A 12913-nucleotide genomic window follows, 5' to 3' on the forward strand; every position below is an offset into this window, starting at 1 on the left:
GGTGAATTCCCTGAACTTCAAGGGATTGCAGGTACTTACTATGCACGCCTTGAAGGTGAGAATCATGAAGTTGCTGAAGCTTTAGGTGAGCAATACTTACCTAAGTTTGCGGGTGATGTATTACCACAAACCAAGACAGGTACAACGATTGCACTTGCAGATCGTTTAGATACGCTTGTTGGTATTTTTGGTATTGGTCAAGCACCAACAGGTTCGAAAGACCCATTTGCATTGCGTCGTTCTGCAATCGGTATCTTGCGTTTAATCATTGAAAATGAGTTAGACATTACCATTGAAGAATTGGTGAACTTTGCATTGCAAGGTTATGGCGACATCATCAAAGATCATGACAAGACACGTACCGGTGCAGTTGCTTTCCTTGAAGGTCGTTACCGTGCCAAGTATGAAGATCAAGGCGTAGCGGTTGATGTGATTCAAGCCGTTCAAGCACTTGCGCCAAAATCTCCTCTTGATTTTGATAAGCGTGTGACTGCGGTAAATCATTTCCGTACTTTGCCAGAAGCTGCTGCATTGGCTGCGGCTAATAAGCGTGTTGCCAATATTCTTGCCAAAGAAGCGACGCCTGAAGGTGCTGTAGTTGAAGCGAATCTAGTTGAATCTGCTGAAAAAGCACTTTATGCAGAACTTCAAGCAATCACACCAGTGGTTCAACCTTTGCTCGCTGCACGTAACTATACAGAAGCGTTGTCTAAGCTTGCTGCACTTCGTGCGCCAATTGATGCTTTCTTTGAAGGTGTAATGGTGATGGCAGATGATGCTGAATTAAAAGCTAACCGCTTACGTTTATTGGCTCAGTTGCGTGATTTATTCACAGCGATTGCAGATGTGAGTGTATTGCAGGGTTAAGTATTTATAATTCTTGATCTTTCAAATAAACCCCGCTATAAATTTAGTGGGGTTTATTTTATCGGGTAATCATCAGCCAAATTTTAATAAAAATTGGCATTCTGTAATTTATCTGAATATATTACTGATACTTAACGCTCGCATTTGCGGATGGCTTGGAGCGCAGAGGAAAGTCTATCCGACAACATGCGCTTATTAATACTACAGATTTGACTCATATTCTTCATCTATTTCTTTAGCAATAATTTCAAGAGTTTTTATTTGTTCAGAAACAAAAGATGCAAATATGTATACATCCTTATCATTGAGCTTTGTTTCAGGTGTGCCGTCAAAATATGCTTTTATTTCAGATATTGGGTAAGCTATTAACTCATAATGATAATCCACAGAGCCATAAACATTCCATTCGCCTCGCTCTTTCAATTTAGCCTTAAAGTTATCCAAGCAATCTTGGATGCATTTCACATGTATTGCGCCTGAGGAAAATGCAGACCTATTGAATGAGGCTTCAAATATTTTGCTAAAGAAATAGCTTATTGTGTGTGGAAAACATTCGGCTAATTTGACATCTTTATGCTTTTCTCGATGTTCCATTTCTTGAGCCTCCAACTCTTTGATAACTTGTTCTAAAAGCTCGCCTAAATAAGTATTCTGGGTTGCAATAAGCTTGGGGATTACAACATGCGAGATTTCATAGTCTTTATCATCTGAGTATACCGTTATAAGTTCAAAACTCAGCGGTGATAAAGAAAACCTTGAAATAAAGCAAGACTTAACAATCCCATTTTCTTTTTGCGCTCCTGGGTGACCTGCTGCGCTATTTCTTATGATTCTTATTTGTTGTAGCTCTTTCGGGAGGTTGAACTTAATGCTCAAAACATCAGCAATGTTTTTTGCTGCATCCTGCTGGAGCAGCAATGTTTGCAGTATCCCATAGACGATCAAGTAGGCAGCACCATCTCCTTCCGTTTTGCAAAGTGAAGGGTATGCTGATATGGCAAGCTCAGTATCTCCAATTAAATCGAGTGAGCTGCATAGCTTGTTCCAGCCTTCGCGCTTATTGAGCAACGTAAATTGACGTCTAGGGCTATTTATAAAATCCCTGATTTTCCTTTCTAGCTCGGTAATATCCATAAGTGTGTTAACGTAGAGCTAAGGGGCAGACACAAGCGGCGCATATAATGCGAAGCATGCGCCAGAGTTGGGGCTGTCCAGTGACGAGCGAAGCTAGGAACGACCTTGAGCGACTTGTTATACCCATTTTGCTTACATTTTGATGATTTTTTTTGATATTTTGTACAAGGTTGATTGCGTGATTGGTGCCACACAACCATTTTCTATGATCTCACTCTTTATTGCGTTGAACTCGTTTTCTGGCATGCGAGGGTCTATAACCACTTGATCGAAAACCAATGTGTGGTCAAGGTTAAAAGCCACTACTTCTTTGTCAGTGTGTTGGTTTTGTGCGTCATGAAATAAGAGACGAACCTCTTGTTCGTGGTCAAATTCTGGTCTCTTTATGCAAAGAGTGCGTGCAAATTTGTCTGCCTGACCGCCTAGTGCAAGATCAGTAAACGCAACCCGTGAAAGAAAGTCTTCTATGTTCTGACGAGATTCATAAGAAACTTTACCAACAAAATATTTCAACTTCCGATAGCTATCCGTTTTATCGTAGAACGATTCAAATAATTTATTAATAGTTGTTCTAACTTTTACACCGTTTTTGTCAGGGCTATATATTCTCCATATAGCATCGCTCTCTTCCTTGGTTGTCCAGCATTGGCCATACCATCCTGCGGCGATGCTTTCTAAGCTTACCAGTTCACCATCTTCTGTTTTTACTATGCTATTCAAAAAGAAATTTTCCATTGGATCATCCCAAAGTGTAGGACGAACCAAAACATTTTTTTTTGTATTTAAAAGTTCGATAAAACGATTTTTAGGATAAATTCGATAAATTGGCTGATCCCAATTTTCAATATCAATTCCGCTTTCATTCATTGTAGGCTCATCAAATAACACGGCTTCTCCTTAATTGGGTATAATTACTCTTATGCGGCAGAAGTGACACATAAGATACCAAACTCTGCTTCATAAGATACGTATTTTGATTAAAAATAAACTGCGAAAATATTGATTTGTATTGAATTAAAACTATCATGGGGAAAATAAAGCGTCAACGAACATAACTTCTTAATTTGGTGAGGCAGCGAATAAGCTACAAGCATATAAACCATCAAACTAAATAGACACAATATTTACGCACTGTATCAATTTCACATCACCTACATTCTTTTCTTGAACTTGACGATAAGCTATAAAACTTGAATTGTAAAATTTCGCTCTAAGGGCAAACGATGATGAAAAAAGTACCTGCACTATATTTAGCGACTGCACTGATCGCATCGTCTTCTCTCTGGGCAGCCGAAACAAATACAACCACAGCGAATACAAATGCTGCAACGGCTGAAAAAACACTTCATTATGGTGACAACCCTAGTCTCGGTCGAGTATTGCTGTATAAAACAGGCAAAGGGCTACAAAACTTAGGTGGCTCGATACAAGGTGCATCTGAAAACACATCGCAAAAAATCAGTGAAAAATGGACAGATACCAAGAAATATACCGAAGAGCAATCTGAAGTTGTTCAAACTCAAGCAGAGAAAGCCAAACAATTTACTGCTAAAAAATGGCAAGACACCAAAGATGCAGTTGTGGGTACAAATGATGGAAATGTTCCCATTGAACGAGCTGAACTTAGTCAGCCATCATCGAACTAAATAAAAAAACCTCTAATGAAAAGTTAGAGGTTTTTTACTAATTAGAGAGATTTAAGCTGTTTCAGTTTCGAGCTTAACCTGATGATCGATCAGATATTCATTTAAATTAAAACGGCTAAGTTGCTGACGCATCTTAAAGGTCGTCCACGGCCATACCGTACTATTCCGCCCGTTCCGATCAATGAAATAACTCTGACAGCCCCCTTTGTTCCAAACCGTGCTTTGTAAAGCTTCTTGTACGTGTTGATTAAACTCAGCCATACGCACAGGATCAGGTTCTATGGTTTTGATATTTTTCTGAATCGCTTGTTTTAACGCATCCATAATATAAGTGAGCTGCGCTTCAATAATGATAAAAGCAGAAGAACTCACTGCGATATTCGGTCCAAACATCAAAAAGCCATTTGGACAATCTGCCACCATGGTTCCCATATAGCCTTCTGGACTGCCCTGCCACACATCAGACATGCTTTGTCCATAACGGTTATAGACACGCTGCGCAATTGGCGGTTCAGCCACCTCAAACCCTGTACCGAGAATAATGACATCAGCCTCAAAGCTTGAACCATCACTGGCAATCAACTGCTTGCCTTTGACTTCGCTCAACGCCCCTGCAACAACATTGACATTTTCTTGAGCTAGGGCTGGATACCATTCATTAGATTGCAGAATGCGTTTACAGCCGATCACATAATTTGGCGTCACTTTAGCGCGTAACTTAGAATCTTTGATGCCCTGTTTAATATGAAATTCAGCAATACGCTGAACTTGTCGCATCGCAGCATTACTTTGTAAACCACCATTTAAGGTTTCAAAGATGCCATAGACTGAACCACGCATCACCGACTGAGTCACGGGAACATATTTAAATAAGGTTTGAACAGCACTTGGCAGTGGTATATCAGACTTTGGCAATACCCAATGCGGTGTGCGTTGGAATACCGTCAATTCTTTTACCAAAGGCTGAATCTGCGGTACAAACTGAATTGCCGAAGCACCAGTCCCAATCACCGCAACTCGCTTTCCAGTCAAATCGATATCATGTCGCCAACCTGATGAATGGAAAATCTCACCTTTAAAATTTTTCAGTCCTTTAACATTTGGAATGACAGGTTCATGCATTGGTCCACATGCCATAATCGCAAATTGTGAATGAAATTCACCTTGGTTGGTTTTAATCACCCAGCACTGTTTTGCATCAGACCAACTTGCTGATAGCGCTTCATGTTGGAAATGTACATGCGGTAAAACTTGGTATTTCTGCGCTGTGTTTTGCAGATATTGTTTGATTTCTACTTGCCCTGCAAAGACACGACTCCATGTTGGATTCGGTTCAAAAGAATAGGAATAAAGTGCAGAAGGCACATCACAAGCGCAGCCCGGATAGGTATTTTCACGCCAAACACCGCCAAGCTCATCGGCTTTTTCTAATAAGATAAAATCATGAATACCTGATTCTTTTAGCTTGATTGCAGCCCCTAATCCTGCAAAACCACCGCCAATCACAATGACACGATGGAATGGAACCGTCTTCGATTTTGTATTCATGATCTATTATTTTCCTTACACAAAGCCGACAACAACATCGCACAAACCCAAGAATGGGTCATTATCAGGACTGACCTTTTCGGCGGTCATTTCTGATACAAATTGCAAATGAGCTTTGTCTGTTAAGAGAATCTTGTATAAATTTACACTGTAATTTCAAAAACTTCATTGAACTTAACTTTCTTTATCGACACACTTTAAAAAATTGATATGTATAGAACTGGAATTTCGCACATGAAGCTAACACCATTAAAAACACTTTTATTTTCAATCACAGCAAGCCTTGGTTTTACTGCCTGTTCTATCTCTCCAACTCAAACAACGACATCTTCTCAAGCCTTAGAACAAGTTAAAAATATTGAAGCCACACCATCAACTGAAAACAATGTCGCAAAACTCATCATGCAACCGCAAAACTGTCTGATCGAATTTAAAGGTTATTTTGATGGTGGAGAAGCCGTTGAGCATTGGACATTCAATCAGCAGGGTTTAATTTCTGCGAACTCAACAACGATTCAATATGCTGAACAGGCTCAACCAGCTGCTCAGACTGCCACTGCATTTGATACACAAGATCCAGCAACTCAAGCAAACTTCAAAAAGCTGCAAAGCAATTTTAGTGCTGACAATTTAGCAAAGTGCCACTAATTACTGATAAAAAAACTCGCTGCATATTTGGTGGTATGCAGCGAGCTATGGCTTTTCAAACTTACTTTAGATCAATTTAAACTATAAAAAATTAACCTTAGTTTAATGTTAGCCCATTGGTCGCGGCTAACACATCAATACGAGGGAAAATCAAACCAGTACGCGTATCCGTGATTGGTTTCCCTGTTGCCTTCAAACGATTTACAGTTTGATCAATTGTCTCAGCTGGACTGACATTATTGGCACGTAACAATGCAATTGCGCCTGCCACATGTGGTGTCGCTTGCGATGTACCCCCCATGGTATAACCCCCTGCTGTAATCATTGCACCTGGTGCAAGCAACGTTACCAGTGAGCCACCATTACTGAAGCAGGCAACTTTATCTGCTGCAGTCGTTGGATCGGAACATTTCACTGGATTACCCCAAGAAACACCTCCGATATTCGTATCATACACAGCACCTACTCTCACAGCACCAGCAACACATGCAGGGGATGAGATACCATCAGAAAAGGCATCATTACCAGTAGCAACAACTGGAACAACGCCTGCGGCACGAGCATTTGCAAAAGCAGTTTTATAACTGCTATTACTACACTCAGATGTATACTTCACCCCAGGGACGCCTAAACTCATATTGACAGCTTTGATGTTATAAGCTTGCGCATTATTCACCGTCCAGTTGATACCAGCCAAGATATCACTATCATTTGCTGAGCTTACCCATTGTCCGCGAGATCTAACTTTACTAAAAACATCAATCCCAATTATTTTAGTTTTAGGTGCTACTTTGGAAATAATGCCTGAGACATTACTACCGTGCCCATCATCATCTAAATTATTATCATCAGCCGCAGCATCAAACGAATAGACGACACGACAAGTCGATGATGGTGTATTCACCGCAGTACAACCAAAGTCAGAATGTGTATAGTTCACACCTGTATCAATCACAGCAACACTTGTGCCTTCTCCAGTAAAGCCGTTGCTTGCTGTTTGAGGTTGATTGATTAAAGGTAAACTTTCCATCGTCGTCGTATAGTTCTTACGGTTAGGATAGACACCTTTCACCGAAGGATCATTCAACACTTTAGCTAAGGTTTCACGGTTTTGAATTCGGTATAAGCCTAATGGCAATCCATTAAATTCTCGTAAGGTTTGAAAGCCCGCCTCTTTTGTAAATTTATTTTTAAATCGCGCTTTGCCATCAGCAATATAATTTCGCTTTTCTAAGCCTAATGGCATGTTGGCAACATTCATATCGTACTCAATTAGTAAATCATTAGAATCATTACTAACCAAAGCATCGAGATTAATTTTACCTTGTGCAACCTTGCTCACTGCAGCGGAGCTAAGTTGCTGTTTTAATTGCGTTGAGGTTAATGAAGCTGCTGAAGTTGTTGCACTGTAACAAGCGCATAAACCCACCAATAATAATGTTTTATTGTTCACTTTTGGTCTCCATCGTTCTTTTATAAAGAACTTTTGAATCGCTAGCTTTCTTGGGTAAAGAACACTAGATTATTTAAAGTTTTTTAATTTCATTTGCTGGATCTTTTTCTGGATCGATTGGTTGAATCGAGGGATCACTTTTTGTGTCGTAAAATATCACCTCCTCTTGAGCGGCTGCATGTTTACGAGACAAACTAGATACCGTATTTTTATTGGTTTCCTCCTGTTTAGTTAAACGGGTTGCAACAGGTGCAGAGTTTTCACCCTTCATCTGATATACAGCCACATCATTTGCTGACGTTAACGGGTCTTTTGGTTTGAAATACAAGACCATTACACCCAACCCAATCAGTAAAAGTAGAAATGCCGCAATCATTTTCATTTAATTTCTCCTGCGCTTTATTTACTGACTTTGCTTCGGTTTTTAATTATTTTTCTTAAAAACCAATCTATATTTAATTTTAAAATTCACATTAAATTTCACATTTAAAGTTAAATCCTCACTCCTCATTTAGTTATTTGAATCAAATATTCATTTGAATTTTTATACTGCAATAGACTTTTCTTAGGGAGAGGCAGCCAAAAGTAAAAATTTCTTTGAAAAAAAGTATAACGCATATAAAAAGTGCAATAAATATTCAATATATTTATACCAAGCAATAAAAATGCCAGTTTATTTTTCGTTTTTGTGGCAACTAAAATCTACTTATTTATTCAATAGTTGTACTTTTATGATCAATCACCTAATTTTATATGGAAAGAAAAAAATGCTGTGGAGTAGATTCAAAAATAATCCAAATTATTCAAAATAAAAATATATTTTTCACATACTTAATAATGCAAACAATCTCCACAATTTCTCCCTAGAGTGTTTTTAAGCTGTAATCTGGTTGTAAAGTTTTGCTGAAATCCGTACTTTTCCAAATTTTGCTCGTTATGATGCAGTTGCGTTCATGAAGTGCCACAACATGGTACATCTCTAAAGGAAATCGCATGAAGAAAATGATCAAAACAGCTATCGTGACAACAAGTATTCTCGCTTCTGCTTCTATTTTTGCACAAAACGTTGGAATGAATGCCAATGGCTCAGCTCAAGTTAATGTCCAATCTGGAGGCTTAATCCAAGGCGTAACTGGTGCAGTGAAAAATACAGCCCAAGGCGTAGGTCATGCAGCTCAACATGTTGGTCATGCTGCTGTAAATACTGGAGTGCAAGCCTCTCAGACAACGATTGGCGCAGCAACACATGTAGGATCTAAAGTGATCCATACTACAGGCACTGCGGTCAAAAATACCAAAGACTATACTGTTGAAAAAGCCGTTGATGGCAAAGCGTTTGCTGCTGAAAAAACAGCAAATGTCAAAAAACGTATTGAAGATAAACAAACTAACGCGAAGGCCGTGAACTTAGAAGCCCAAAGCAATGCCAAAGCGCAACTCAACAATAAAACTGCCGCAATCAATGCCAAAACAGGCCTACAAGCAGACAAGAAAAATCTGCAAACAGGTACAAATGTTGGTGTAAAAGTCTTAGGCGTAAATGCAAATGTGAATACCAATGCTAAAGTTGGTGTGAAATAACCCTTTATTATGTTGTAAAAAAATCCCTTTGTTTGATCAAGGGGATTTTTTATTTTAGCAAAGCTGTAATTTACTTTGCTCTTCTGCGCCACTCTCTACAAAGTGACTAAAACCCTGTTCATCACAGCTTAAGGTCAGTTGCTTATAGCTCATGCTACAAAAACCTTCATATTGCTTAAATACCAATGGTGACTGATCCAAAGGAAGTGCCTCATGCTCAGGGATCAATTTATGAATCCCGCGATCATTCATGGTCAATAAATAGTTTTCTCCATTCAACTCAAGTTTCACCAAACTATTGGCTTGAACAGTTAAAGGAACTAAATACTGTGAATTCGCTGCAATGATGTCCGCCGCATAGCATTCAAGCTTTAAACTCACCAAGTTAAACACAAGGAATGTCTGCTCAGTCGTTTTGACATTCGGAGATTGTACCGTTGCTTGTTGCGTCTGATGAAGTTGAATGCCCAGTTTATGCAAATTCTGAACTGTGCCCTGCTTTAAGTTAAACAGTTGTTGTACCAGTTTTTGTTTTAAAACAGCATCAAAATAACGCTCATCTAGCGCTAAATCTTGATTTTCCAATATCTTCAATAATGCCTGCGGATGTCGTGGCAATAAAGTATCAAGTACATGACGATAATAGAATTTGCTTTGTTTTTTCACTTCTCTGACACGCTTATAGAAATAAGTGATGTCAAAAGGCTTCTCAACAAAATCATTGAGCAACTGTGAACTTGCCAATACCGCTAATGCTTCATGCCCCGTAAAAGGCAAATGAATCACATGCATCTTCGGCAGCAAAGGTTTTATTTTTAAGAAATGCTCTTTATCTTCAGCAAAATAAGGATCGTAAACAATCAAATATTCACGATCCGAATCCACTTCATCAGCCTGAATTTGCATGTCTTGATGGATAGATGGATCAAAAAATTCCGCATAACGGCGATCTTGGACAACATCTGGATCAATTGAGTATTGTGGAACAAAAGCCACGATTTTCTGCATATTCAAAAGTTTTGAATACTTAATGGCCGCATAGCCGCCCATTGAGCCGCCATAACCCACAATTCCTTTAAATTGTTGCAAGATCGGCTGCACATATTGCTGCATTTGCAACATGCTACTTTTAGGAAACCATGATTTGAGTTTCGGCATAATACCGATAACATTGTACTGATATTTTATTAATGATTTTTCAGCATTAATCGACATGCCTTTCGCTCGACTAATCAAATCGCCGAACGAAATCACCAAAGTGTCACTTGAACCTTTTAAAAAAATAACGCGAATGTGTTCATCTTCAAATAATATTTGCTTATCCATGCTCACCAGAAAAATTGATTTTAGGTCTGTAGCAAAAAGGCATCAAATGATGACTTTGCCAAACCCTAATTGCGGAGTATCTTATTTTATAGAGATAAGACAGATTAAAAAGCGCAAAAAATGACACAATCCCTGCATCCAGCTGCTCAAAAAGGCTTTAGTTTAGGTGCTGAACTATACCAACAAGTTCGCCCCAGTTACCCACAAGAAATCGCCTTTTGGCTGCAAGATCGACTCAAAATAGATGAAACTTCCACTGTTGTTGATCTCGGTTCTGGGACTGGCAAATTCTTACCTTACCTCAATCAAACGCAAACAAATGTCATCGCAGTTGAACCTGTTGCTGCAATGTTGCAACAACTTCAACAAGCACATCCACAGGTGGAGTCCGTACAAGCGTTTAGCCACCAACTTCCATTTTCATCCGCTTCAATCGATGCTGTGATTTGCGCTCAGTCATTTCATTGGTTTGCAAATATAGAAACCTTAACCGAGATACATCGTGTCTTAAAACCTGCAGGTCAACTTGGTCTGGTCTGGAATCAGCGCGATACCAATGTTAATTGGGTAAAGGCCTTAGCTGATGAAATTACACCCTTGGAAGGCGATACTCCTCGGTATCACAGTGAGCAATGGAAAAAAGTATTCGAGCAGCAAACACTATTCAAACTGATTGAGTTAAATACTTTCCAACTTTTGCATCATGGGACAGTGGAACAAGTGGTCAGCAACCGACTACTTTCAACTAGCTTTATTGCAGCAATGCCTGAAATAGAACAACAACGTTTAAAAGCAAAGTTTGAACAAATTATATTTGATTTTACAGGCTTAACTGCGCAAGATCAGATTGATTTTCCATATACCACTTATGCTTATCAATTTCAGAAAGCTTAAATAAATTAAATTACCAATCGAGTTGTTCTATGCCTCATTTAAAAACGACATTTGCACTGATTTGTATGCTTAGCTCAGTACTGCTGCTCAGTGCGTGTAACAAAGACCCAGAACCTAACGTAAATAAAGATAATCAAACAAACTCAGCGAATGATGCAATTGGGCAATTAAATCAAACCCCGATCAAACCATTCCCTGCTACTGCTGACGATGCACATGATATTGCGATCCTTGATGATTACGATCGTCGCTTTACAGACATGAGCGATAGTATGGAAATCGAATTGGCTAAAATGAAAGAGGCCAATACCTTAACACCTGAGTTCGAACAGCAACGCCAGAAAGACAATATCAACTCAGCACTGACGATGCTCAAAGATTTAGAACTAAAGACAGAACAAGGTCGTTACATCCAAGGTTTACTCTACGATTATTGGGAAAACCAAGCCAAAGTTTTGCAGCAAGCAACACAATCCTCGTCCACACAAAATGTAGATACAGCCAAGCAAGTCGATCATTTAAATGAATACCTGCATGCTCAAAGCCAATTACATCATTGGAGAAGTTCACTCGCACCTGAAACCAAGATGCAAGCTGAGTAAAATCAAATAAAAAAGAGGGCATCTGCCCCACTACTGTCCCATAGTTTGCCTTAAATAAAAAAACCTGAGTCTGAATAGTTAAAATATGAGTGCAAACAAACACTTTAACTATAAAGGACTCAGGTTTTGTCACATCAGAATACCGTATTTCATCAATTACTCAAACCCATTTTAAGACAAGATTTTGAACGTCTGGCTAAACTGCACCACTCTGGGCAAAAATTAAGATCAGCCACCCGCTGGGATCAGTTTGTTGCCATATTGATGTCCCAACTTTCTTGTCGGCAAAGCTTAAGAGACATTCAATCCAATCTCGAATCCCAGCAGGAAAAGCTCTATCATCTTGGCGCGAAGAGAATTGCGCGAAGCACCTTAGCAAGACTCAACGAAGAACAGCCCTCCAGCCTGTATCAGCAATTGTTCACACAGCTGCTTCAGCGCTGTGAAAAGTCTAAAACTGCACATAAATTTAGATTCAAGAATCCGCTGTATTCACTAGATGCCAGTCATATTGATCTTTCACTGTCATTGTGCGCATGGGCAAAAGTGCATGAATCCAAAGCCAGTATTAAACTCAGTGTTGGCTTAAATCACAGCAATACCATTCCTGAATTTGTAGCGCTTGGGGATGGTATTGAAAATGATATGGTGCAAGGCAGAGCATTTAAATTTCCTGCTGGCAGCATTATCGTCTTTGATAAAGGATATGTTGATTATCAATGGTTTGCTCAGTTGACACTTCAGAACGTCAGCTTTGTAACTCGGCTACGCCCAAAGACAGTTTATCAAGTTAAATCAAGCCGCAGCGTATTAGCGACTAAAGGGATTATTGCGGATGAATGTATTGAATTGAGCAGTGCGCATGCCAAGAAAAGAGGCGCACCTGAATTATTAAGACGTATAGAGTTTTATGATACAGATAAGAAAAGAACATTCGAATTTCTGAGCAACAACTTTCATCTGGCAGCATCCACCATTGCTGCAATTTATAAAGACCGCTGGAAGATTGAGTTATTCTTTAAAGCCATCAAGCAGAATTTAAAACTGAAGTCATTTCTAGGTCGAAGCCGCAATGCGATACAAACGCAAATATGGATTGCATTAATCGCCTATTTGCTGGTGAATTTCGCTAAACACATGGCACAAGAAGGATGGAGTGTTCAGCGTTTACTGAGAATTATTCAGGTCAATTTATTTGAAAGGAAACTTTTAAG

At 39.2% G+C, this 12913-nt stretch carries 13 protein-coding genes; 7 read left to right on the forward strand and 6 right to left on the reverse strand.

Going from position 1 to position 12913, the window contains the following annotated elements:
- On the forward strand, positions 1 to 867 hold an 867-nt coding region (glyS, locus tag B4237_RS01095; RefSeq protein WP_286940866.1), incomplete at its 5' end, for a glycine--tRNA ligase subunit beta.
- 201 nt (positions 868 to 1068) lie between these two features.
- On the opposite strand, the gene B4237_RS01100 is transcribed toward glyS, so the two are convergent.
- Positions 1069 to 2001: a hypothetical protein gene (locus B4237_RS01100; protein WP_278595274.1), complete on the reverse strand. Its 933-nt coding sequence runs from the start codon at positions 1999 to 2001 to the stop codon at positions 1069 to 1071.
- A 132-nt stretch (positions 2002 to 2133) separates the two neighbouring features.
- On the reverse strand, positions 2134 to 2889 hold the full coding sequence (locus B4237_RS01105; protein ID WP_278595273.1) for a DUF2971 domain-containing protein: 756 nt from the start codon (positions 2887 to 2889) through the stop codon (positions 2134 to 2136).
- Between the two features lie 335 nt (positions 2890 to 3224).
- On the opposite strand from B4237_RS01105, the gene B4237_RS01110 reads away from it, so the two are divergent.
- On the forward strand, positions 3225 to 3647 hold the full coding sequence (locus B4237_RS01110; protein WP_278595272.1) for a hypothetical protein: 423 nt from the start codon (positions 3225 to 3227) through the stop codon (positions 3645 to 3647).
- 51 nt (positions 3648 to 3698) lie between these two features.
- Here the strand turns inward: B4237_RS01110 and B4237_RS01115 are convergent, their stop codons facing one another.
- The gene (locus B4237_RS01115) at positions 3699 to 5195 is read right to left on the reverse strand and encodes a flavin-containing monooxygenase (protein WP_278595271.1); all 1497 of its coding nucleotides are present in this window, start codon (positions 5193 to 5195) and stop codon (positions 3699 to 3701) included.
- A gap of 234 nt (positions 5196 to 5429) precedes the next feature.
- Here B4237_RS01115 and B4237_RS01120 point away from each other — a divergent pair, with 234 nt between their 5' ends.
- The gene (locus B4237_RS01120) at positions 5430 to 5843 is read left to right on the forward strand and encodes a hypothetical protein (protein ID WP_023013797.1); all 414 of its coding nucleotides are present in this window, start codon (positions 5430 to 5432) and stop codon (positions 5841 to 5843) included.
- A 97-nt stretch (positions 5844 to 5940) separates the two neighbouring features.
- On the opposite strand, the gene B4237_RS01125 is transcribed toward B4237_RS01120, so the two are convergent.
- Together B4237_RS01125 and B4237_RS01130 are read right to left on the reverse strand one after the other, a co-directional pair.
- On the reverse strand, positions 5941 to 7296 hold the full coding sequence (locus B4237_RS01125; RefSeq protein ID WP_278595270.1) for a S8 family peptidase: 1356 nt from the start codon (positions 7294 to 7296) through the stop codon (positions 5941 to 5943).
- 73 nt (positions 7297 to 7369) lie between these two features.
- Entirely contained in the window at positions 7370 to 7678 is a 309-nt protein-coding gene (locus tag B4237_RS01130) for a hypothetical protein (protein ID WP_004877724.1), read from the reverse strand.
- A 611-nt stretch (positions 7679 to 8289) separates the two neighbouring features.
- Between B4237_RS01130 and B4237_RS01135 the strand changes: the two genes are divergently transcribed.
- Positions 8290 to 8877: a hypothetical protein gene (locus B4237_RS01135; RefSeq protein ID WP_061525619.1), complete on the forward strand. Its 588-nt coding sequence runs from the start codon at positions 8290 to 8292 to the stop codon at positions 8875 to 8877.
- A gap of 54 nt (positions 8878 to 8931) precedes the next feature.
- Here the strand turns inward: B4237_RS01135 and B4237_RS01140 are convergent, their stop codons facing one another.
- Entirely contained in the window at positions 8932 to 10203 is a 1272-nt protein-coding gene (locus tag B4237_RS01140) for a hypothetical protein (protein ID WP_286940873.1), read from the reverse strand.
- Positions 10204 to 10323: 120 nt separating this feature from the next.
- Between B4237_RS01140 and B4237_RS01145 the strand changes: the two genes are divergently transcribed.
- The 3 genes from B4237_RS01145 to B4237_RS01155 all read left to right on the forward strand — a co-directional run.
- A complete protein-coding gene (locus tag B4237_RS01145; protein ID WP_278595268.1) occupies positions 10324 to 11097 on the forward strand; it encodes a class I SAM-dependent methyltransferase in 774 nt (257 codons plus the stop codon).
- Between the two features lie 29 nt (positions 11098 to 11126).
- On the forward strand, positions 11127 to 11699 hold the full coding sequence (locus B4237_RS01150; RefSeq protein WP_278595267.1) for a hypothetical protein: 573 nt from the start codon (positions 11127 to 11129) through the stop codon (positions 11697 to 11699).
- A 126-nt stretch (positions 11700 to 11825) separates the two neighbouring features.
- The coding region (locus tag B4237_RS01155; RefSeq protein ID WP_286940877.1) for an IS4 family transposase at positions 11826 to 12913 on the forward strand (1088 nt) is incomplete at its 3' end.

Source organism: Acinetobacter sp. UBA6526 (assembly GCF_002434875.1).
Taxonomy (GTDB): Bacteria; Pseudomonadota; Gammaproteobacteria; order Pseudomonadales; family Moraxellaceae; genus Acinetobacter; species Acinetobacter venetianus.